The sequence below is a fragment of the Metabacillus sp. RB-C-LZQ-3-1 genome (assembly GCF_058315175.1).
In genome coordinates, this window is sequence record NZ_JBZFLI010000004.1 from 274357 (window position 1) to 296546 (window position 22190).

Consider the following 22190-nt stretch of genomic DNA (forward strand, 5'->3'; position numbering starts at 1 on the left):
GCTGATTCTTGAAAGATAATGTATTAGAGATGAACCCTGAAAATAATGGATTAGGTAAGGTTGAAATTGCTCCTGAGGTAATCGAAGTCATTGCCGGTATTGCGGCATCTGAAATCGAAGGTGTAGCGTCAATGCGCGGAAATTTTGCTGCAGGTGTAGTGGAACGCTTAGGAAAGAAAAACCACGGTAAGGGTGTAAAAGTTGATTTAACAGACGAAGGCATCATTATTGAAGTATATTGTGTCATGATCTTTGGTGTTTCTATTCCGACTGTAGCTCAAAAAATTCAAGATAATATCCGTCAAGCATTATTGAATATGACTGCATTAGAAGTAAACGAAGTGAATATTCATGTTGTGGGTGTTCAGTTTGAAACAAAATCTCAGGATGTTGAAGTAGATCAAGAAATGTAAACACAAAAGGAATTCATTTTAAGAAAAACCAAGGGTTTTGCCTTTGGTTTCTTTTTTTGTTACATAGGATTTATTTAAATGGGGTTATAGTATAGATATCACTGGTTATATTGAAAATAGAAGATGAAATTCAAATAACGAATGTTTAAATATATAAAAGCCTTTTCATTCGGAAAATGACAAAAAACATATGAAATTACGAATGAATCTACTAGGTAGATATGGTATGATCACTTTATGACATTCGACATTTTTAAACATTAAAGGAGCAAGTATAGAATGAAACGTAGAACAGCAAGGGAAAAGGCACTACAGGCACTGTTTCAGGTGAATGTTAGTCAAACTGATCCAAATGAAGCAATTGAACATGCATTAGATGAGGCAAGATCTGATGCATTTATGAATCAGCTTGTATTCGGCACAATAGAACATGAAAAGGAGTTGGATGAGCTTATTGCTCCACATCTTGTTAACTGGACAATTGACCGTTTAGCAAATATCGATAAAACGATATTACGAATGGCTGCTTATGAATTGAAATTTGCAGAAGATGTTCCCGCTAATGTAGCAATTGATGAAGCAGTTGAATTAGCAAAAGCATTTGGTGATGACCACTCTAGTAAGTTCGTTAATGGTGTACTTTCTAAAATTAAACAAAATCTAGAAAGATAAAGACGATTTTTGAGGAGGAATTAAGAATGGCTGCAACAATCATTGATGGTAAAGAATTATCGAAAACAAAAAGAAGTGAATTAGCAGTTGAGGTTGAACAAATTAAAGCAAAGGGATTACTACCAAAGCTTGTTGTTATTTTAGTAGGAGATAACCCTGCTTCAGTTTCATATATTCGAGGAAAGCAAAAGGCTGCTGAAGAAATTGGTGTTGGTTTTAAGCTGGAGCATTTCCCAGAGTCTCTAAGTGAAAATGAGCTTCTTGACGTGATTGAGAACTATAATAACAATGACGAATATCATGGAATTTTGGTTCAACTTCCATTACCGGGACATATTAACGAAACAGCTGTTGTAGAGAAAATTTCGCCTCAAAAAGATGTGGACGGCTTCCACCCAATTAATATTGGTCGAATGATGACTGGACAAGATACATTTTTGCCGTGTACTCCGGCAGGTATTGTTGAAATGATTAAATCAGTTGGAGTTGAGATCGCAGGTAAAAACGTAGTAGTTGTGGGAAGAAGTAATATCGTTGGTAAGCCTGTAGGTCAATTATTGTTAAACGAAAACGCCACAGTTACTTATTGTCATTCCAAAACAGAGAATTTAACTTCTTATACACTAGAAGCAGATATTTTAGTTGCTGCTGTTGGCCGAGCTAATTTTATTAAAGGGAACCAAATCAAGCCTGGAGCTGTTGTTATTGATGTTGGTGTGAATAGACTTGAAACGGGAAAATTAGTTGGTGATGTTGTATTTGATGAGGTAAAGGATGTAGCTAGCTACTTAACACCAGTTCCTGGCGGAGTAGGGCCAATGACAATCACAATGCTAGCTCATAATACTGTACAATCAGCAAAGAAGTTTTTAGAAAGTAAATAAAAGCCTCTTTCGATTAAGGAAGCTTCAGGGACGGAATGAGGATTAGCATTCTGTCCTTGAATTTTTTACGCTCAAACATGATTGAAAAGGTGGTGTTAAAATGACGGAACCTAAGTATGTGACGGTTACAGCCCTTACAAAATATATAAAACGCAAGTTTGATGTTGATCCCCATTTAACAGATATATGGATTAAAGGAGAGATCTCCAACTTTAATTTACATAGTCGGGGACATATGTACTTTACGCTAAAAGATGAAAAAGCAAGGATTCAAGCTGTCATGTTTGCTGGGGCGAATAAAACGTTAAAATTCAAACCTGAAAATGGCATGAAGGTACTCTTACGTGGCGAAATCACTGTATACGAGCAAAGCGGGGGATATCAAGTATACGTGAAGGAAATGCAGCCAGATGGAATTGGCAGCCTTTATTTGGCTTATGAAGAATTAAAGAAAAAGCTTCAGCAGGAAGGTCTATTTGATGAGAAATATAAAAAATCAATTCCAAGATATCCTAATGAAGTAGGTGTTATTACTTCCCCGACAGGTGCTGCGATCCGAGACATATTAACAACCATTAATCGACGTTACCCAATGGCAAAGGTCATATTAATTCCTGCACTTGTACAGGGTGTTCAAGCAGGACCTTCTGTAGCAGAAGCGATAAAAATAGCTAATCGGCTTGGGACTCTTGATGTGTTAATAGTTGGTCGTGGTGGTGGTTCAATTGAGGAATTATGGGCATTTAATGAAGAAATTGTTGCACGTGAGATATTTGCTTCAAAAGTGCCGATCATTTCAGCAGTTGGACATGAGACTGATTTTACAATTGCCGATTTTGTAGCCGATTTGCGTGCTCCAACCCCAACAGGTGCTGCTGAGATGGCTGTTCCTCATTCAACTGATTTGTTGGAACGAATCTTAGAACGAAAAAGCCGATTAACAAGAACAATGACTGAAAAAATAAGTTCACAAAAAGAAAAGCTTAATCATTACAGAACCTCCTATGCATTTCGATATCCTAAGCAGCTTTACCTTCAAAAAGAACAACAGCTCGACAATGTGATGGACCGATTGCAAAAAGAGGGGCAAAGAGTAATCCTCTGTAAAAAGGAAACCTATACATATATAAAGAGCCGTCTGGAAAAAGTTCATCCAAAGGACCAGGTAAGGCGCTCAAATGATGCATATGAGGCTTTAGTAAAAAAGCTTAATCGAGAAATGGTATCAATCATAACGCATAAACATTCGCAATTTCAGGCAACTATTGATAAACTAAATGCATTAAGTCCATTAAAAATAATGGATCGCGGGTACAGTCTTGTCTACCAAGAGGATAAGCTTATTAAAAGTGTAAACCAAATTAAACCAGGTCAAGTACTAAAAGTTCAATTAAAGGATGGACAACTTGATTGCGAAGTTCAGGGTATAGAGGAGCGTACGATTCATGAGTAATGAAAAACAAACAAAAGACGAAGAAGTATCATTTGAAAATGCCATGCAACAACTAGAGGAAATCGTTGGAAAGCTGGAAGAAGGTGATGTTCCCCTAGAAAAAGCAATTGAATATTTTCAAAAGGGAATGGAGCTATCAAAGCTTTGTCATGATAAGCTGCAACATGTTGAAAAGCAAATGGATTATATTTTGCGTGAAGACGGTGAATTAAAGCCGTTTGAGCTTCAGGAGGAAGAAAAATCGTGAATATGACGGTAAACGATTTTTTAATCTCACGTAAACAAACAATAGAAGAAGCTCTTCCGCTATATATAAAGAATTTGTCTACTCCACAAATACTAAAGGATTCGATGCTCTATTCTCTGGAAGCAGGAGGGAAGCGCTTACGGCCAGTACTTGTTTTAGCTTTGCTTCATACATATAACAAACCAGAAGACACAGGTTTAGCGACAGCCTGTGCGATTGAAATGATTCATACATACTCTTTAGTTCATGATGATTTGCCTTGTATGGATGATGATGATCTTAGGAGAGGCAAGCCAACCAATCATAAAGTATTTGGAGAAGCGATTGCTGTCTTAGCGGGAGACGGTTTATTAACTCAGAGTTTTTCTCTTATTGTGAATGATCCGACTGTTTCTGTAGAGAAAAAGTTAAGATTAGTAGCTGAACTCGTCAAATCAGCAGGTGTAGAAGGAATGGTTGGTGGACAAGTGGCAGATATGGAGGGGGAAGCGAAAGAGCTTAGTCTTGAGGAACTTCAGTCCATCCATGAAAATAAAACGGCCAAACTATTAGGTTTTAGCATCCTTGCAGGAGCAATATTAGCTGACGCACCGGAAGAAGATATTGAAAAACTAAGGGAATTTTCTTATCATATTGGGATCGCTTTTCAAATCCGAGATGATATTTTAGATATTGAGGGTAATCAAGATAAGCTTGGAAAGCCTGTAGGATCAGATACATTAAATGAAAAAACAACTTATCCTTCAATCCTATCAATGCAAGGCGCAAAGGATAAACTACAGGATCATATTATGCAAGCAAAGGAACTGCTTCAGCATCTTACTGCTAAAGCGCAGTTATTGGAGCAAATATGTGATTTAATTGCAAAAAGAGATCATTGATTTATTTTTAGCAAAAACCGTTTTCCATGGGAGACGGTTTTTTACCGTCTTACTCAAGGCTTGTTTTAGTTTGTATTCCAGGAAGAACATTTAGCAAGAGCACAAAAAAACCAGGGTTAGTCCGCGGTAAATTGGCATTATAATACATAAAACATTGTAATTATAGCTTATTTATGGTAAGTTTTTTTTGCTTACTAAATGTATACAATAAGCAATTGTTTTCCAAAAACGTTTTAACCTAAAGATTTTTACGTTAAAATATATAGATAAGAATATAATAGAACTAATGTATATAATAGAGAATCAAACTGAATTGAAAGTGAGTGATCCATTTGGATCTTCTATCCATTAAAGACCCAAATTTTTTGAAAAAATTATCTAATAATGATCTTGAAAAACTAAGTGCGGAAATTCGTAAATTTCTTATAGAAAATTTATCTGAAACAGGTGGACATATTGGTCCTAATTTAGGTGTCGTTGAATTAACGGTGGCACTGCACAAAGTGTTTAACAGTCCTAAGGATAAATTTATTTGGGATGTAGGTCATCAATCTTATGTACATAAGATCCTTACAGGACGAGCTGGTGACTTCGATACTTTGCGACAATATAAAGGGTTGTCTGGTTTCCCAAAGCGCGATGAAAGTCCACATGATGTATGGGAAACAGGTCATAGCTCTACTTCACTATCTGCTGCAATGGGAATGGTGATTGCAAGAGATATTAAAAAGACAAAAGAGCATATTATACCAATTATTGGAGATGGTGCATTAACTGGTGGGATGGCGCTTGAAGCTCTTAATCACATTGGCCATGAAAAAAAGGATGTTATCGTTGTTCTAAATGATAATGAAATGTCGATTGCTCCAAATGTTGGAGCTCTTCATAATGTGCTCGGAAGACTGAGAACAGCTGGAAAGTACCAATGGGTTAAAGATGAGCTGGAATATCTATTGAAGAGAATTCCTGCAGTTGGTGGAAAGCTCGCTTCAACAGCTGAACGTGTAAAAGATAGTTTGAAATATTTGCTTGTATCCGGTGTCTTTTTTGAGGAACTTGGGTTTACTTATTTAGGGCCGGTAGATGGACATAACTATGATGATTTGTTCGAAAATCTTCAATATGCGAAAAAAACATCTGGTCCAGTTTTACTTCATGTTATCACAAAGAAAGGGAAGGGCTATCAACCAGCTGAGTCTGATACAATCGGTACTTGGCATGGAACGGGTCCTTACAAAATTGAAACTGGTGACTTTGTAAAACCAAAGGTTATAGGACCTGCTTGGAGTAAATTAGTAAGCGACACAGTTCAAAGAGTGGCTCGGGAAGATAATCGTATTGTTGCGATTACTCCTGCAATGCCTGTTGGCTCTAAACTTGAAGCTTTTGCAGAGGAATTTCCAGATCGAATGTTTGATGTTGGAATTGCTGAACAGCATGCTACAACAATGGCTGCAGGATTAGCAACCCAGAATATGAAGCCGTTTTTAGCCATTTATTCTACATTTCTTCAAAGAGCTTATGACCAAGTGCTTCATGATATTTGTCGTCAAAATTTAAATGTTTTTATAGGGATAGATCGAGCTGGACTAGTTGGTGCAGATGGAGAAACCCATCAAGGTGTATTTGATATTGCCTTTTTACGCCATTTGCCTAATATGGTGATTATGATGGCAAAAGATGAAAATGAAGGTCAGCATTTAGTTAATACAGCGTTAAAATATAATGATGGACCAATCGCCCTTCGTTATGCTAGAGGAAATGGTGTGGGAGTAGCAATGGATAAAGATCTTAAGGTGATCCCAATTGGAACCTGGGAAGTGCTAAAAGAAGGAAGTGATGCAGTAATCCTTACATTTGGAACAACAATTGAAATGGCAATGGAGGCTGCAGAGCAATTAGCAGAACAAGGAAAGTCAATAAGAGTAGTGAATGCTCGTTTTATTAAACCTTTAGATGAAAATATGCTCCATGAAATATTTGCAGAAAGAATTCCGATTTTAACAATAGAAGAAGCGGTATTGCAGGGAGGATTTGGAAGCGCCATTCTAGAATTCGCACATGAGCATCAATATAGACAATCGATTATCTCTCGCATGGGTATTCCTGATCGATTTATTGAGCATGGAAGTGTTTCAAAATTACTTGAAGAAATAGGGATGACAACAGAAGAGGTTGTCAAACAACTAGTCACCATGATACCAGAACAGGAGAAAAGAGTCTTACGATGATGAGTAATAAAAAAGAAAGACTAGATGTTCTTCTAGTTGAAAATGGGTTATTTGAAACAAGAGAAAAAGCTAAGCGTGCCATTATGGCAGGCATTGTATACGGCAATGAAGTACGACTTGATAAGCCGGGTGAAAAAGTTTCACGAGATGTGGTCCTCACAGTCAAAGGACAAACTCTTCCATATGTAAGTCGTGGTGGGTTAAAATTAGAAAAAGCGATAAAAGAGTTTAATGTTGATGTTCAAGATAAAATTATGATTGATATCGGATCTTCAACTGGAGGATTTACTGATTGTGCTCTACAAAATGGCGCAAAACTTTCATATGCTCTTGACGTTGGTTATAATCAACTAGCTTGGAAATTACGTCAGGATGAACGTGTTATTGTGATGGAAAGGACAAACTTTCGTTATGTCACCCCGGCTGACTTTCAAGAAGGAATGCCTGAATTTGCATCTATTGATGTTTCCTTTATTTCTTTACGATTAATTTTTCCGGTTCTTAAAACAATTCTTCGTCCAAAAAGTGATGTAGTTGCTTTAATCAAGCCTCAATTTGAAGCGGGGAAAGAGTTCGTTGGGAAAAAAGGGATTGTCCGTGATCCTTCTGTTCATGAATTTGTTTTAAAAGAAATGCTCGCTTTTGTTCTAAAAGAAGGCTACGATGTTCATAATCTCTCGTACTCACCTATTACAGGAGGAGATGGAAATATAGAATTTCTCCTTCATTTGAGGTGGGAAGGTAGCCAAGAAAAAGGAACGAACTTTGTTGATAAAACGGAAAGACAAATTGTCGACGAGGCACATTTGATATTAAAAGAAAAGAAACAAATTGAAAAACAGGAGAAGTAGCACTAGATGCTATTTTCCTGTTTTTTTTATATGAATTATCTGTATATTCATACAAAAAAAGAATTCTGTCATTTATATCATTATCTAAAGTTTGGGTGTGTTTTATGCATCTTTTCATCTGTGTATTTGAATAAACCTGTACAATTAGAGGGTTTTAATATAAGATAAAGGGTATAAACATACAGAGATGAAATGATTGCATCAATGAAAAAGGGGTGCCTAAAGTGAATAAAGGACAGAGACATATCAAAATACGTGAAATTATTACGAATAATGATATTGAAACACAAGACGAATTAGTTGATTTATTAAAAGGAATGGGTTTTAATGTTACACAAGCTACGGTTTCTCGTGATATTAAAGAGCTTCATTTAGTGAAGGTTCCAATGTTAGATGGTCGTTATAAGTATAGCTTACCAGCAGATCAACGATTTAATCCGCTACAAAAACTCAAAAGGGCTTTAATGGATGCTTTTGTTAAGATCGATTCAGCAGGACATATGCTTGTTATGAAAACATTACCAGGAAATGCTAATGCAATTGGAGCATTAATTGATAACCTTGATTGGGATGAAGTATTAGGAACAATTTGTGGTGATGATACAATTCTTATAATTTGTAGAACACCATTAGATACGGAAAACATTACACAACGATTTTTAGATATGCTTTAAATTTAAAGAATATTAATAAGAGGTGGATTCTGTTTGTTAGCGGAATTATCAATAAAAAACTTTGCCATTATTGAGTCTCTGACCATTTCCTTTGAAAAAGGATTAACAGTTTTAACAGGTGAAACAGGTGCAGGTAAATCAATTATTATAGACGCAATTCACTTATTAGCAGGAGCTCGAGGCTCCTCAGAATTTGTACGGTACGGTGAAAAACGTGCAGAGTTGGAAGCACTTTTTCTTTTGGATGAGGACAAGCACCCTGTATATGAGCGGTGTGAGGAATTCGGAATTGATGTAAGTGATGGTATGATTATTCTTCGAAGAGATATGAGTTCCTCTGGAAAAAGTATTTGCCGAATTAATGGAAAGTTAGTGACAATTGCAGTTTTAAGAGAAGTTGGTCAATTATTAGTTGATATCCATGGTCAACATGATAATCAAGAGCTAATGAATGAAGAAAATCACATATCATTGTTAGATCAATATGGCGGGAAAGAAATAAAAGCTGAACTTGTTGCTTATTCAGAGCTATATCAGCGTTATGATGGATTGAAAAGAAAAATTAGACAGCTTTCTGAAAATGAACAAGAGATGGCACATCGTCTTGATTTGCTTAAATTTCAGCTAGAGGAAATTGAAAATGCTGAATTACAACCAAAAGAAGACGAACTTCTACAAGAAGAAAAACATCAAATTTCTAATTATGAAAAAATCTATGACTCATTAAACAATAGTTACAATGCACTGCATGGAGAGCAAAGAGGATTAGACTGGGTTGGTCTAGCGATGAGTCATCTTGAAAATGTAAGTGGTATAAACACAAAGCTAAAAGAATTATCTGAAACTATTTCTAATGCGTACTATATGTTGGAAGATCTCTCATATGAAGTCAGGAATGAATTAGATTCTCTTGAATTTGATCCTGAAAGGTTGAATTTTGTAGAAAGCCGTTTAAATGAAATAAATCATTTGAAACGTAAATACGGACAAACAGTTGAAGAAATTTTATCCTATTCTGCAAAAATCGAGGAAGAAATAGATACGATTCAAAATAAAGATAGTCACTTATCAAAGCTGCAAAAAGAGCTTGATTCAGTTTTAGAGGATTTATCTGTAGAGGCTAAAAATATTTCTGATATTCGCAAGAAATATGCTAAGGTTCTAATCGCTGAAATCCATAAAGAGTTAAAAGAACTTTATATGGAAAAAACAAGCTTTAGTGTGAATATAGAAGAGAAACGAACACCAACACACGAACTAAAATACACGTCTCAAGGTATTGATGAAATTGAATTTTATATTTCAACTAATCCTGGAGAACCGCTTAAGCCTCTAAATAAAACAGCATCGGGTGGCGAGCTCTCAAGAATTATGCTTGCAATGAAAAGTATTTTTTCACAACATCAAGGTATTACCTCGATCATATTCGATGAAGTGGATACAGGTGTAAGCGGCCGAGTGGCTCAGGCAATAGCAGAAAAAATATATCGAGTCTCAAATGGTTCACAAGTATTGTGTATTACCCATTTGCCGCAAGTTGCAGCAATGGCTGATACCCATTTATATATTGCTAAGGAAATAAAAGCTGGAAGAACAAAAACAAGTGTAAAACCATTAAATAATGAAGAAAAGATTAAAGAAATTGGTCGAATGATTGCAGGAGTTGAAGTTACTGAATTATCTAAAGAGCATGCAAAAGAGCTCCTTGCACTTGCACATACGGCTAAACAATAAAGGGAAAGCTACCATTTTTATGGTAGTTTTTTTACTATCTGAAAAAAATGTTGTGATTGCACAATCAATTTTTAAAATTGCCTATTTAATAAAAAACTATGCAAATGAAAGGGAACAATTATTTTTTTGAGGTTAGGATAAAAATAAAATACATATAATTTAAATAAAAGTTTCCACTTAAAAACATACATAATGATTTTCGTAAAATCCTGCTAAAACTTGCAACAAAACCTTCATTTTTCTAGTGATTCAAGTTATAAATAAGCTCCTAAAAGGCTACATTAAAACTGTAGCCATAAAGACTTTATGGTGTGGGTTAGGAGCGAGGAGAGTGAAGGTTTTTGCAAACAGATAAAATGAGAAAATTAATTGGTGTACTTCTCCTTGTGTTCGTAATAAGTTTAGGATTCGTAAAAGAGATTCAAGAATACGTAAAGATACCAAAGACGTTAACGGTATTTGAATCACAAAAAGTCAGTATAGGCAGTTCATTACCTGTAAATGCAATTCAACCATCTGAAGATGCATTTACTGTTCAAAAAAATTATGATGGCAAAACAATTGATATACATGGAAAAGAAGCAGGTGAAGGAGAAGTTGTTTTTGACCTTGCCGGATTTCCTGTAAAAAAAGCAGGTGTGAAGATTTTACCTGATTTCAAGGTAATACCTGGTGGGCAGTCAATTGGTGTAAAACTAAATACCCTTGGCGTATTGGTGGTGGGACACCATCAAATTAATACAACTGAAGGAAAAAAATCTCCCGGTGAAATAGCAGGTATTGAAGTAGGAGATATCATTACACGTATTAATGGAAAAAAGATTGAACAGATGAGTGATGTAACTCCGTTTATTCAGGAAGCAGGTAAAACAGGAGAGCCTCTTGATTTAGTATTAAACAGGGAACAAAAAGAGGTGAAAACGAAGCTGTACCCTCTCAAAGATGAGCATGATAACTCATATCGAATCGGCTTATATATTCGTGATTCAGCAGCAGGAATTGGAACAATGACGTTTTATGATCCAAAGTCAAAAAAGTACGGGGCTTTGGGACATGTCATTTCTGATATGGATACGAAAAAACCTATTGTCGTGGAAAATGGACAAATCGTTCGTTCAACGGTTACCTCAATTGAAAAAGGAAGCAATGGTAATCCTGGTGAAAAATTAGCTAGATTCTCAAGTGATCGTCAAGTTATTGGGAATATTACACGAAATAGTCCTTTTGGTATTTTTGGTGAACTTAATCAAAGAATTAATAATGGTGTGATGGATAAAGCCTTGCCGATCGCCTTGTCGACCGAAGTAAAAGAAGGCCCAGCAAAAATTTTAACTGTTGTTGATCAAGACAAAGTAGAGGAATTTGAAGTAGAGGTCGTTAGTTCTGTCCCTCAAAAATTCCCCGCAACAAAAGGTATGGTCATTAAGATAACAGATCAAAGGTTACTTGATAAAACAGGTGGAATAGTTCAAGGAATGAGCGGTAGTCCCATTATTCAAAATGGTAAAGTGATTGGTGCAGTAACTCATGTGTTTGTTAACGATCCAACTTCAGGTTATGGTGTTCATATAGAGTGGATGTTGAATGAGGCGGGTATAGATATATATGGAAAACAAGAACAAAAAGCAAGCTGAATGTTTACTGTCAAGAAAACGTTATTTCTTGACAGTTTTTTTATTTTTGTTAAATAGACATATATTTGTACTTATTTTTAGTGTACGTGCAAGTGCGGTTATTGCAACAGGATGTTGCGGTTTTAAACTGCCAGCGCCTAGCCACAAAAAATTGAAAGACAAAGAACGTCTTCTTTTCATTTGCGTCTTATTTGCCCGAGGTTGATAAAGCGCTTGAGCTTTTATTATTTTGTACTCCCTAATTTAACCTTTTCATTTAAGAAAGATTTATGTACAATAAAGGAGAAAGATTTTTCGACAAAATCAAGATGTTGAATAATTGTCAAATGAAGTAATTAGTCGAAAAATAGAGTAAAATGAAGAAAATCATTGTTTTCCTCCATTTTTTAAAGTTTTTCAGAAAAAATAAAGGGTTTTTCATGGAATTGTCGAAATGATTTATGTAATCATATGTATAGATATCAGACATATTGGCAAATCAAGACTGAGGAGGAAGTATTTGTGGGAAAAATAAAAGTTTGTATAGTTGATGATAACCGGGAACTCGTAGGCTTATTAGAGGAATATCTCTCAAGTCAGGATGATATTGAAGTTCTTGGTGTAGCATATAACGGTCAAGAGTGTTTAACAATGTTAAACGATAAAGATCCTGATGTACTTGTATTAGATATTATTATGCCTCATTTAGACGGCTTAGGTGTATTAGAAAGGCTCAGACAAATGGATCGTCCACAACCGAATGTCATTATGTTAACAGCATTTGGTCAAGAGGATGTAACAAAGAAAGCTGTTGATTTAGGAGCTGCTTACTTTATTTTAAAACCTTTTGATATGGAAGGTTTAGCTAGCCACATTCGTCAAGTAAGTGGAAATGCAGCCCCAATCATCAAGCGGACAAATTCTTCAATTAGAACTAATGAGCCACAATCTAAAGGGAAAAACCTGGATGCTAGTATTACAAGCATTATTCATGAAATTGGAGTTCCGGCACATATAAAAGGTTATTTATACTTACGTGAGGCTATTTCAATGGTTTACAACGACATTGAATTGCTAGGATCAATAACAAAAGTATTGTATCCAGATATTGCGAAAAAATATAACACGACGGCATCAAGGGTAGAGCGTGCGATTCGCCACGCAATTGAAGTAGCATGGAGCCGCGGTAATATCGAATCCATTTCTTCTTTATTTGGCTACACAGTCAGCATGACAAAAGCAAAGCCGACAAACTCAGAGTTTATCGCAATGGTAGCAGATAAGCTTCGTTTGGAACATAAAGCAAGTTAAGTGGAGTTGTAAAAAGTCTTTCTACTCGAGAAAGGCTTTTTTTGTTTGAGGCCTTCAGCAATATATCACCTCACTTTTCCACAAACATATACTATACGATAAAAGGGGTGTGAATATGTTTGTTACGCTTTTATTACCTGTCATAGTTCCCTATGGATGCCCGGTTACATTTTTTCATCCGGTTGACCATCATAAAAGAAAAGTTGAGTTTTTTAGATGGGTTGAACAAATTAATTTGGAATTTCCTCAAATGCCAAAAGTGCAATTATTGCATGCAAATGATGTTGGAAGATAGGATGAAATGAACGATCCCAACTATTTTAGTGATAAAGGGCTTAAGGATTTCGTTCTTAAGCCTATATAGCTTATTTGTATTTCAACTGATCTATTTTGAGTTTTTCTAATTGGATTTTAGATGAGGAAGCTAAGTCCTCAAAAATTCTTAGGATATCGTCTGGAAATTCTCTAATAGAAGTGAATTTTTTATACATTTTAATGGTCTTATCCTTTTGGATTATACATTGCTGAATACTTTCGGAAAGAGTGGATGGTTTGGAAATATAATTAGTTGCTATATTTTCAGGTATCTCTATATTATATTTTTCAAACAACGGTAGTAACGTATTAATACGACGCCGTTCGGCGATTTTAACTTGAATAAGTGGTCGAATACCTCCGAAAGCTTCAATATATGAATCGACATTTGCTTGTGTCAAAAATTCATCTTCTAAAGCGTAGGTAAGAGCTTTTGCAAGTGAAAGCTCATCGTCTTGTAACGCTTGTTCCGCTCCATAAGCTGTAATTTTTTCACTGTAAGAATGAGGTGGGAGTATAACCGATAGGAAAAAAATGACGGAGAGTAGATGTAGTCTAATGTCAATTCACTCCTTTATTATGAGGAAATTATTAGTAAGTTCTCTTATTTATTAATGAATTATGCATAAAAAAAGGATAGCAACATTGCTACCCCCATTTTATAACCTGACCAGAATGGGACAGGCCACCACCAAAGCCATATAATAATAAAGTATCCCCGTTTTTAATTTTCCCTTCTTTGATTCCAAGATCGATAGATAATGGGATTGATGCTGCTGAAGTATTCCCGTATTTAACCAAACTGTAGATTGTTTTTTCTATACTAATCCCGCTTTTTTCACAAATAGATTCGATCATTCTTAAATTTGCGCTATGTGGAATAAACCAATCTATATCGTCAAACGTTAGATTATTTGTTGAAAGTAGAGATTTCATGCCATTTGGAACAGTTGTAACAGCCCATTTGTATACTTCTCTTCCGTTTTGAACAAGTTGTCTTTTGTGTTCAAGGTTTTGTTGGAACATTGTATGAGATAAATTTGTGCTATACAGATGAATGGCTTTTTCTCCTTCAGAATGAACAGTAGAAGCAAGGAACAGCCCATTTGGATCTTCTTCTACAAGCACAGCACCTGCGCCATCACCAAACAGGATGCATGTTGTTCGATCAGTAAAGTCTGTAATTTTAGAAATCGTTTCAGCACCAATGACAAGCACTTTTTTATGAATTCCACTAGTAATTAATCCGTTTGCCAGATGGAGAGCATAGGTAAATCCTGCACATGCTGCATTAAGATCAATCGCTCCGGCGTTTTGTATTCCTAATCTCCCTTGTACATATGAAGCAACACTTGGTGTATGGTAATCGGGAGTCATTGTACTAACTATAATAAAATCTACATCACTAATTTCTTTATTGTAGCGAAGGACTAAATCATCAATTGATTTAACACAGAGATCGCTGGTGAATTCATTTTCTTTTGCAAAGCGTCTTTCTTTAATGCCTGTTCTCTTTGTAATCCAATCATCATTTGTATCGATTATTTTTTCGAAATCATCGTTTGTCATGACTCGTTCCGGTACATAAGATCCAATAGCAGTGATTCGAGCTTGAGAGTACATTTGATTCACCTCATAGTTTTTATAACCTTATCATATCATCTATTGTTATTACTTGGTACTAATTTTTGAAAATAGTTGAGTAAAAAAGGAAAAGGTGGTATAGAAAGCGAATTCAAGCAAGATAGTGGTTTCGTGTGATGAGTAGATAACCCCCTTAGCATATGGTAGGCAAGGGGGTTAACCGAATTAGTTCTTTTTTTCTTCGTTTTTGTCAAGTTCTGCTAATTTAGCAATTAGAATATGCTGTGGCATATGCATAATTTGTTCAAGTGGAACATTAAGTGATTTAGCTAGTTTCTGAGCTGTTTCTGCAGAAATTTGTAATGGTCTCATGTAATCAACCTCCTAAAATCTATTTTCACATGAAATGAGGGTGCAATCAAGATGACGTTAATTTATGGTCATAGGGGATCAGCTGGTACATACCCTGAAAATACAATGCTGTCTTTTAAAGCAGCTTATCAGGCTGGTGCTGATGGAATTGAGTTAGATGTACAAATGTCAAAGGATGGTGAACTTGTTGTCATTCATGATGAAACTGTTGATCGTACAACAAATGGTTCCGGATTTGTGAAGGATTTAATGTTGTCTGATATCTTGGAGTTGGATGCGAGTTATACGTTTTTGGATTACAGTGGGAAGGTCAATATCCCTACTCTTGAAGAAGTGTTAACATGGGCTGCAACTCTTCCATCATTTTTAATCAATCTCGAATTGAAAAATGGGATTGTTGAATATCCGATGATTGAGAGAAAAACGATTGAATTGGTTCGAAAATATGGCCTTCAAAAACGTACGATATTGTCATCTTTTAATCATTATAGTTTGGTGAAATGCCGAGAGCTTTCCGATGAGATTGAAACGGCTATTCTTTATATGGAGAGATTATATGAGCCGTGGAAATACGCAAAACAAGTTGGTGCAACGGGATTACATCCGCATTATTATGCAGTAAATCAATCAATCATTAAGCATTCTATATCCTCTCAAGTTGCAGTAAGGCCATTTACAGTTAATAGTGAGGAGGATATGTTAAATTTAATTGAAAATGGATGTTCCGCCTTTTTTACAGATTTTCCAGAAAAGGCAGTGAAGGTAAGAAAAAAATAAATTTATACTACAAAAAAAGAGTGAGCCCCGGTTCACTCTTTTTACTGTTGTTTTACTTTTCTATCTCTTGTTGCTGCTGAATTTTTTTTGGACCTTATTGCGCTTGCGATCTCTGTAAAAAATAAAACCTGCAACAAAGGAAAGGCCTCCTAGAAAAAACAGAAGTCCTAATATGAATTGTAGCCATAGAAATGGTATAGGCGGTTGAAGAATACCAAATGTCATATCACGCATAAGTTTAATACCGTAAGCTGCGATTAATCCTGGTATAACCATAATAATTAGGGCAATGATTCTTGACATATTAAGTACGTCCTTTCTTATACTCAAAAATAATTGTCTGTTTCTTCAGTGTATTTGTCAAGTAGTATTCTTATACGATATGATAAAGGTGTGCAAAAAATTGCAAACATTTGGATTAAATATTATGGTCATTCCGATGTGTACAAAGGGGATAGATTTTTATGCAGCGAGTTATGATAGTTGGGGCAGGTAAAGCTGGGACAGCACTATTAAAAAGAATGGTTGAAACAAAGATTATGAAAGTAGTTGCTGTTGTGGACAAAAATGAGCATGCACCTGGAATAGAGTATGCGCAAAAACGAGGAATTCAAACGAGTACAAATTGGGAACCGTTTATGGATTCTAAGCTTAATATCATTATTGAGGCAACTGGTGCTAATGAAGTAATGCAAAAGTTACAAAAGGAAAAACATTCGGATATGATGATTATTCCGGGTTCTGTAGCTCTTATAATCTCTGAGCTTGTTGAAGAGAAAGAAGTATTAATTGCAAGACTTAAAGAAGAAACGTATAAACAGCAAACGATTTTTAATTCGACAAATGATGGCATGATTGTGATTGATATTAATGAAAACATTATTTTATTTAATAAGATGGCTGAAAAAATCACAGGTTTTCCAAGGGAAAAAGCACTAGGTTTAAACATAAAAGAGGTCATTCCGTCTAGTAAGCTTGGCAGAACATTAAAAACTCGCGAAATTGAAATAAATCAAGAGCAAGTACTAGAAAATGGATTGAAGATTATTACTAATAGAATTCCGATGATCGATGAATCAGGTAATCTACTTGGGGCATTATCATTGTTTAAAGATATTACAGAGGTAGTAAACTTAGCAGAGGAAGTCACGAATTTAAAAGATATTCAGATGATGCTAGAAGCGATTATACAATCTTCTGAAGAAGCAATATCAGTTGTTGATGAAGAAGGACGAGGTATTCTAATTAATCGAGCCTATACGAAGCTAACTGGATTAACAGAGGATCAAGTCATAGGAAAGCCAGCAACAGCCGATATTTCAGAGGGCGAGAGTATGCATATGAAGGTCTTGCAAACAAGGCGTGCTGTTCGTGGTGCAAGAATGAAAGTGGGACCTGCCAAAAAAGATGTGATTGTCAATGTTGCTCCGGTCATCGTAAGTGGAAAGCTTAAGGGAAGTGTAGGGGTTATCCATGATATGTCTGAAATCCAAACCCTAACAACCGAACTGAATCGGGCTAGGCAAATTATTCGGACGCTGGAAGCGAAGTATTCATTTGAAGACATTATCGGTATTAGTGAAGAAATGAAAATGGCAGTTGAACAGGCGAAGTTAGGAGCGAAAACACCTGCAACAGTTCTGCTGCGAGGGGAATCAGGAACAGGTAAAGAGTTGTTTGCCCATGCTATCCATAACGCAAGTAACCGTAAATACAATAAGTTTATTCGAGTGAATTGTGCTGCGATTGCTGAAAATCTCCTTGAAAGTGAGTTGTTTGGATATGAAGAGGGGGCATTTTCAGGGGCTAAACGTGGTGGGAAAAAAGGCTTCTTTGAAGAAGCGAATAATGGAAGCATCTTTTTAGACGAAATAGGTGAGCTTTCAGCCAACATGCAGGCAAAGCTGTTGCGAGTGTTGCAAGAAAATGAAATCGTTCGAGTTGGAGGAACGAAGCCAATTCCTGTAAACGTACGAGTGATAGCTGCTACAAATGTCAATATTGAAAAAGCGATGGCAGATGGGAGCTTTAGAGAAGATTTATATTATCGATTGAATCGTTATCCGATTTCTATTCCTCCGTTAAGAGATCGAAAAGAGGATATTCCTGCTCTCTGTGAACGTTTAATTCGAAAATTAAATCAGGACTATGGAAGGAATATAGAAGGTTTAACTTCACAAGCTATCAATCAGCTAATTCAGTATGATTGGCCTGGAAACGTCAGAGAACTTGAAAACGTTCTTGGAAGAGCGATTATCTTTATGGAACATCATGAAACGACAATTAGTGGGAAACATATTCCTATGCTTCACCTATCTCAGTATGAAAGAAAAGTTCAAGAAAATACAGCATTTGTTCATAATAATGAAGAAACACTAGCTGAAGCTGTTGAACGAGTAGAAGCAGATGTTATTAAACGATCTCTTGAGTTTCATCAATACAATCGAACCCAAACAGCAAAGGCTTTAGGGATTTCATTAAGAAGTCTTTATTACAAAATGGAAAAGTATAATCTTGCAAACAATAGCATGCAATAGAATTCATAGTTTGCAAAAAGGTGCATGATCGTTATATGATAAAGAAGGATGATGGAAGAAGTCTTTCTTTATCTTTTATACATAATCTATAGGGGTGTCTAAGTAAAAACACATCTTAGTCACTCTTGAACATTAAAATTGGACAAGACCTGCTTTTTTGGCATGCTTTTTGCTGATATTTAATTAAGAAACAATCAGTTGTTTAAGCTGATGTTCTTGGAAGGAAATGAATGTGTATGAAGTTTGAAAACCTACTAATGGAGGCTGCTAATATAAAAGGGAAAACTGTAGCAGTGGCATCAGCTCAAGATGAAGAGGTGATTGAGGCAGTAGCGGAGGCTATTCATCGTGACTTAGCTCATTTTATGTTATTTGGTCAAAGGGATGTTATTGAACTTCAATTAGATAAAAAAGGAATCAGTAAAGAAAAGGTTCAAATCATTCATTCCAGGTCTAATCAACAAGCAGCAGAGCTTGCTGTTAGAGCGGTTCATCAAAATGAGGCGTCAGTCCTCATGAAGGGTCATCTACCAACTTCTAGCCTGCTAAAAGCTGTTTTAAATAAGGAATATGGGTTAAGAACTGGAAGAGTTTTATCCCATGTTGGTGTATTTGAGATTCCTGGTTATTCAAAACCAATTATTGTTACAGATGCTGCAATGAACATTGAGCCTGATTTACAACAAAAGGAACAAATTGTTATAAATGCTGTCGATGTGGCCCGATCAATTGGAGTCTCTTTTCCAAAGGTTGCAGCAATTGCAGCTGTAGAGGTGATAAATCCATCTATGAAAGCCACTCTTGATGCAGCTGCACTTACAATGATGAACAAAAGAGGACAGATTCAGGATTGTATCATTGATGGTCCTTTAGCGCTTGACAATGCAATATCACTTCTAGCTGCAAAGCATAAAGGAATCAAAAGTGAAGTAGCCGGGGATGCTGATATTTTGTTTGTCCCAACCATAGAGGTAGGAAATGTTCTTTATAAATCTTTGATCCACTTTTCACATGCAAAGGTTGGAGCAGTAATTGCTGGAGCAAAGGCGCCAATTGTCCTAACAAGTCGATCGGACAGTTCAGAAAGTAAGCTATACTCGTTAGCTTTGGCTTTATGTTCTTCAGAAAAGTAAAACCCTTAGGAGGAAACACAACATGGAAATTTTCAAATATATGGAACAATATGATTATGAACAATTGGTATTTTGCCAAGATAAGCAATCTGGGTTAAAAGCAATTATCGCCATTCATGATACAACATTAGGACCTGCTCTAGGTGGAACCAGAATGTGGACATATGCTTCAGAGGAAGATGCGATAGAGGATGCACTTCGTCTTGCTCGCGGGATGACTTATAAAAATGCAGCCGCCGGATTAAACCTTGGAGGCGGAAAAACAGTCATCATTGGAGATCCTAGAAAGGATAAAAATGAGGAAATGTTTCGTGCATTTGGACGTTATATTCAGGGTTTGAATGGACGCTACATTACTGCTGAGGATGTTGGGACTACTGTTGCTGATATGGATTTAATTCACGAGGAAACAGATTATGTAACAGGGATTTCTCCTGCTTTTGGTTCTTCCGGTAATCCATCCCCTGTAACAGCATATGGAGTATATAGGGGCATGAAGGCTGCTACAAAAGAAGCATTCGGTACTGACTCGCTTGAAGGAAAAGTTGTGGCTGTACAAGGTGTAGGAAATGTTGCGTATAACCTTTGCAAACATCTTCATGAAGAAGGAGCAAAATTGATTGTAACAGATATTAATAAAGAAGCTGTTCAAAGAGCAGTAGCAGATTTTAATGCTATGGCTGTTGAGCCTAATGATATATACAGTGTTGAATGTGATATATATGCGCCTTGTGCATTAGGAGCAACTATTAATGATGTAACAATTCCTCAATTGAAAGCAAAGGTGATCGCCGGGGCAGCAAATAATCAATTAAAAGATACAAAACATGGTGACATTATTCATGAAATGGGCATAGTTTACGCACCTGATTATGTTATTAATGCAGGCGGTGTTATCAATGTTGCAGATGAATTATATGGCTATAATAGTGAAAGAGCGCTAAAAAAAGTAGAAACGATCTACAATAATATCTCCCGCGTCATTGAAATAGCAAAACGAGATGGAATCCCAACTTACCAAGCTGCTGATCGTTTAGCAGAAGAACGAATTGAGAGAATGAGAAACTCTCGTAGCCAATTTTTGCAAAATGGTCATCATATTTTAAGTCGTAAATCTTAATAATAGCAAGCTTATGAATTAGCCTCTACAACCAGTGTTTTCTTATAAAGTACATGTTCAAAGCAGTTTGTTGGGGTTAATTCTATATTTACATATAACTCGTTTATAGTACATATCAAAACAACGAACCAAATGATTGACTGAATATGGAGGTTTTGGACATTGCTGATCAACGAATACCGAATACTTGTTTTAAATCCAGGTTCAACCTCAACAAAAATTGGTGTGTTTGACAATGAACGATCCATTTTTGAGAAAACATTAAGGCATGATAATGAAAAGCTAAATACATTTCCTACGATCATTGATCAATATGAATTTCGAAAACAAACAATTTTAGAAACACTTGATGAAGAAGGAATTAATATCTCCAAACTAAATGCAGTTTGTGGTCGCGGTGGGCTGCTTCGTCCTATAGAAGGCGGAACGTATATTGTAAATGACGAGATGATTGAAGATTTAAGAAAAGGATATGCAGGTCAGCATGCTTCAAATTTAGGCGGAATTATTGCTTTTGAAATAGCAAGTGCTTTAAATATCCCGGCCTATATCGTTGACCCGGTTGTTGTAGATGAAATGCAGGAAATAGCAAAAATCTCCGGTGTTCCTTCTATACAAAGAAGAAGCATTTTTCACGCTCTAAATCAAAAAGCGGTTGCACGTAGAGTGGCAGCAGATTTTAATAAAAAATATGAAGAGCTAAACTTAATTATCACCCATATGGGTGGCGGAATCACCGTGGGGGCCCATAAAAATGGCCGTGTTATTGATGTGAATAACGGACTTCATGGTGATGGACCTTTTAGTCCGGAGAGAGCAGGGACTGTTCCGGCAGGAGATCTTGTATCGATGTGCTATTCGGGAGACTTTTATCGAGAAGAAATAATGAAAAAGCTTGTTGGGCAAGGTGGTTTAGTAGGTTATTTAGGCACAAACGATGCAACAAAGGTTGAAAAAATGATTGAAGCGGGAGATCAAAAAGCTGCATTAATATACTCAGCAATGGCTTATCAAATTGCGAAAGAAATTGGCTCTGCAAGTACCGTTTTAAAAGGCAAGGTCGATGCAATCGTGTTAACAGGAGGGTTAGCCTATGGGAAAACCTTTGTAAAAGAAATTTCATCCTATGTTGATTGGATTGCAGATGTATTAGTCTTTCCAGGTGAAAATGAACTACAGGCTTTAGCTGAAGGGGCACTTCGGGTATTGAGAAAAGAAGAGAAAGCCAAGCATTATCCTAATAAGAAAATGATGTCTAAGGTTTTTCAATAAGTAACCAAACGATGAGTGAGATTAAACCTGATAGCATCAATAAAATGTAGAAAATGTAAGAACAACGAATGAGGAATTTTGAGGATGATAGTATAGAAGGCCAAGACTTTCGCTAT

General features: G+C 36.1%; 22 protein-coding genes. 18 read left to right on the plus strand and 4 right to left on the minus strand.

The features are described 5' to 3' along the window. The first annotated feature begins 8 nt into the window (after positions 1–8). The 13 genes from AC4GZ8_RS08875 to AC4GZ8_RS08935 all read left to right on the plus strand — a co-directional run bounded on the left by AC4GZ8_RS08875 (position 9) and on the right by AC4GZ8_RS08935 (position 13259). Positions 9–413, plus strand: a complete 405-nt coding sequence (locus AC4GZ8_RS08875; protein WP_491081491.1) for an Asp23/Gls24 family envelope stress response protein — start codon at positions 9–11, stop codon at positions 411–413. Between the two features lie 279 nt (positions 414–692). Then, positions 693–1085 carry a transcription antitermination factor NusB gene (gene nusB / locus AC4GZ8_RS08880; RefSeq protein WP_491081492.1) on the plus strand — a complete coding sequence of 131 codons (393 nt, stop codon included), beginning with the start codon at positions 693–695 and terminating at the stop codon, positions 1083–1085. Between the two features lie 26 nt (positions 1086–1111). Further along, positions 1112–1969 (plus strand): bifunctional methylenetetrahydrofolate dehydrogenase/methenyltetrahydrofolate cyclohydrolase FolD, encoded by an 858-nt coding sequence (gene folD / locus AC4GZ8_RS08885; protein WP_491081493.1) that lies wholly within the window; start codon positions 1112–1114, stop codon positions 1967–1969. Positions 1970–2069: 100 nt separating this feature from the next. Next, positions 2070–3422, plus strand: a complete 1353-nt coding sequence (xseA, locus tag AC4GZ8_RS08890) for an exodeoxyribonuclease VII large subunit (RefSeq protein WP_491081494.1) — start codon at positions 2070–2072, stop codon at positions 3420–3422. Further along, positions 3415–3669, plus strand: coding sequence for an exodeoxyribonuclease VII small subunit (locus tag AC4GZ8_RS08895; RefSeq protein WP_491081495.1), 255 nt, complete (start codon positions 3415–3417; stop codon positions 3667–3669). Before xseA ends, AC4GZ8_RS08895 begins: the two co-directional genes overlap by 8 nt. Beyond that, positions 3666–4550, plus strand: a complete 885-nt coding sequence (locus AC4GZ8_RS08900; protein WP_491081496.1) for a polyprenyl synthetase family protein — start codon at positions 3666–3668, stop codon at positions 4548–4550. Before AC4GZ8_RS08895 ends, AC4GZ8_RS08900 begins: the two co-directional genes overlap by 4 nt. Before the next feature lie 332 nt (positions 4551–4882). Continuing rightward, positions 4883–6781 (plus strand): 1-deoxy-D-xylulose-5-phosphate synthase, encoded by a 1899-nt coding sequence (gene dxs / locus AC4GZ8_RS08905; RefSeq protein WP_491081497.1) that lies wholly within the window; start codon positions 4883–4885, stop codon positions 6779–6781. Then, positions 6781–7632: a TlyA family RNA methyltransferase gene (locus AC4GZ8_RS08910; protein WP_491081498.1), complete on the plus strand. Its 852-nt coding sequence runs from the start codon at positions 6781–6783 to the stop codon at positions 7630–7632. Before dxs ends, AC4GZ8_RS08910 begins: the two co-directional genes overlap by 1 nt. A gap of 224 nt (positions 7633–7856) precedes the next feature. Beyond that, entirely contained in the window at positions 7857–8306 is a 450-nt protein-coding gene (gene ahrC / locus AC4GZ8_RS08915) for a transcriptional regulator AhrC/ArgR (protein ID WP_026558860.1), read from the plus strand. Between the two features lie 33 nt (positions 8307–8339). After that, on the plus strand, positions 8340–10040 hold the full coding sequence (recN, locus tag AC4GZ8_RS08920; protein ID WP_491081499.1) for a DNA repair protein RecN: 1701 nt from the start codon (positions 8340–8342) through the stop codon (positions 10038–10040). 356 nt (positions 10041–10396) lie between these two features. Continuing rightward, positions 10397–11674 (plus strand): SpoIVB peptidase, encoded by a 1278-nt coding sequence (gene spoIVB, locus AC4GZ8_RS08925; RefSeq protein ID WP_491081586.1) that lies wholly within the window; start codon positions 10397–10399, stop codon positions 11672–11674. A 501-nt stretch (positions 11675–12175) separates the two neighbouring features. Further along, a complete protein-coding gene (gene spo0A / locus AC4GZ8_RS08930; protein WP_491081500.1) occupies positions 12176–12964 on the plus strand; it encodes a sporulation transcription factor Spo0A in 789 nt (262 codons plus the stop codon). A gap of 115 nt (positions 12965–13079) precedes the next feature. Further along, positions 13080–13259, plus strand: coding sequence for a hypothetical protein (locus tag AC4GZ8_RS08935; RefSeq protein ID WP_491081501.1), 180 nt, complete (start codon positions 13080–13082; stop codon positions 13257–13259). A 70-nt stretch (positions 13260–13329) separates the two neighbouring features. Here the strand turns inward: AC4GZ8_RS08935 and AC4GZ8_RS08940 are convergent, their stop codons facing one another. The 3 genes from AC4GZ8_RS08940 to AC4GZ8_RS08950 all read right to left on the minus strand — a co-directional run bounded on the left by AC4GZ8_RS08940 (position 13330) and on the right by AC4GZ8_RS08950 (position 15235). Further along, positions 13330–13680 (minus strand): ferritin family protein, encoded by a 351-nt coding sequence (locus tag AC4GZ8_RS08940; protein ID WP_491081502.1) that lies wholly within the window; start codon positions 13678–13680, stop codon positions 13330–13332. Between the two features lie 247 nt (positions 13681–13927). After that, the gene (locus AC4GZ8_RS08945) at positions 13928–14902 is read right to left on the minus strand and encodes a ketoacyl-ACP synthase III (RefSeq protein WP_491081503.1); all 975 of its coding nucleotides are present in this window, start codon (positions 14900–14902) and stop codon (positions 13928–13930) included. Positions 14903–15088: 186 nt separating this feature from the next. Next, a complete protein-coding gene (locus AC4GZ8_RS08950) occupies positions 15089–15235 on the minus strand; it encodes a YycC family protein (RefSeq protein WP_491081504.1) in 147 nt (48 codons plus the stop codon). 51 nt (positions 15236–15286) lie between these two features. Here AC4GZ8_RS08950 and AC4GZ8_RS08955 point away from each other — a divergent pair, with 51 nt between their 5' ends. Further along, positions 15287–16012 carry a glycerophosphodiester phosphodiesterase gene (locus tag AC4GZ8_RS08955; protein WP_491081505.1) on the plus strand — a complete coding sequence of 242 codons (726 nt, stop codon included), beginning with the start codon at positions 15287–15289 and terminating at the stop codon, positions 16010–16012. Between the two features lie 60 nt (positions 16013–16072). On the opposite strand, the gene AC4GZ8_RS08960 is transcribed toward AC4GZ8_RS08955, so the two are convergent. After that, positions 16073–16315 (minus strand): DUF2627 domain-containing protein, encoded by a 243-nt coding sequence (locus AC4GZ8_RS08960; RefSeq protein WP_491081506.1) that lies wholly within the window; start codon positions 16313–16315, stop codon positions 16073–16075. A 161-nt stretch (positions 16316–16476) separates the two neighbouring features. On the opposite strand from AC4GZ8_RS08960, the gene AC4GZ8_RS08965 reads away from it, so the two are divergent. From AC4GZ8_RS08965 to buk, 4 genes are all read left to right on the plus strand, one after another. Then, entirely contained in the window at positions 16477–18549 is a 2073-nt protein-coding gene (locus tag AC4GZ8_RS08965; protein WP_491081507.1) for a sigma-54 interaction domain-containing protein, read from the plus strand. 236 nt (positions 18550–18785) lie between these two features. Then, complete coding sequence (yqiS, locus tag AC4GZ8_RS08970) at positions 18786–19682, plus strand: phosphate butyryltransferase (protein ID WP_491081587.1); 897 nt, start codon at positions 18786–18788, stop codon at positions 19680–19682. Between the two features lie 22 nt (positions 19683–19704). Then, complete coding sequence (gene bcd / locus AC4GZ8_RS08975; protein ID WP_491081508.1) at positions 19705–20802, plus strand: branched-chain amino acid dehydrogenase; 1098 nt, start codon at positions 19705–19707, stop codon at positions 20800–20802. A 162-nt stretch (positions 20803–20964) separates the two neighbouring features. Continuing rightward, positions 20965–22074 (plus strand): butyrate kinase, encoded by a 1110-nt coding sequence (gene buk, locus AC4GZ8_RS08980; protein WP_491081509.1) that lies wholly within the window; start codon positions 20965–20967, stop codon positions 22072–22074. The last annotated feature ends 116 nt before the right edge of the window (positions 22075–22190 follow it).

Bases quoted from the DNA above. Each gene is read 5' to 3' on its own strand.
- nusB (WP_491081492.1), top strand. From the start codon at position 693: ATGAAACGTAGAACAGCAAGGGAAAAGGCACTACAGGCACTGTTTCAG.
- folD (WP_491081493.1), top strand. From the start codon at position 1,112: ATGGCTGCAACAATCATTGATGGTAAAGAATTATCGAAAACAAAAAGA.
- xseA (WP_491081494.1), top strand. From the start codon at position 2,070: ATGACGGAACCTAAGTATGTGACGGTTACAGCCCTTACAAAATATATA.
- AC4GZ8_RS08895 (WP_491081495.1), top strand. From the start codon at position 3,415: ATGAGTAATGAAAAACAAACAAAAGACGAAGAAGTATCATTTGAAAAT.
- AC4GZ8_RS08910 (WP_491081498.1), top strand. From the start codon at position 6,781: ATGAGTAATAAAAAAGAAAGACTAGATGTTCTTCTAGTTGAAAATGGG.
- spoIVB (WP_491081586.1), top strand. From the start codon at position 10,397: ATGAGAAAATTAATTGGTGTACTTCTCCTTGTGTTCGTAATAAGTTTA.
- AC4GZ8_RS08935 (WP_491081501.1), top strand. From the start codon at position 13,080: ATGTTTGTTACGCTTTTATTACCTGTCATAGTTCCCTATGGATGCCCG.
- AC4GZ8_RS08945 (WP_491081503.1), bottom strand. From the start codon at position 14,902: ATGTACTCTCAAGCTCGAATCACTGCTATTGGATCTTATGTACCGGAA.
- AC4GZ8_RS08950 (WP_491081504.1), bottom strand. From the start codon at position 15,235: ATGAGACCATTACAAATTTCTGCAGAAACAGCTCAGAAACTAGCTAAA.
- AC4GZ8_RS08955 (WP_491081505.1), top strand. From the start codon at position 15,287: ATGACGTTAATTTATGGTCATAGGGGATCAGCTGGTACATACCCTGAA.
- AC4GZ8_RS08960 (WP_491081506.1), bottom strand. From the start codon at position 16,315: ATGTCAAGAATCATTGCCCTAATTATTATGGTTATACCAGGATTAATC.
- AC4GZ8_RS08965 (WP_491081507.1), top strand. From the start codon at position 16,477: ATGCAGCGAGTTATGATAGTTGGGGCAGGTAAAGCTGGGACAGCACTA.
- yqiS (WP_491081587.1), top strand. From the start codon at position 18,786: ATGAAGTTTGAAAACCTACTAATGGAGGCTGCTAATATAAAAGGGAAA.
- bcd (WP_491081508.1), top strand. From the start codon at position 19,705: ATGGAAATTTTCAAATATATGGAACAATATGATTATGAACAATTGGTA.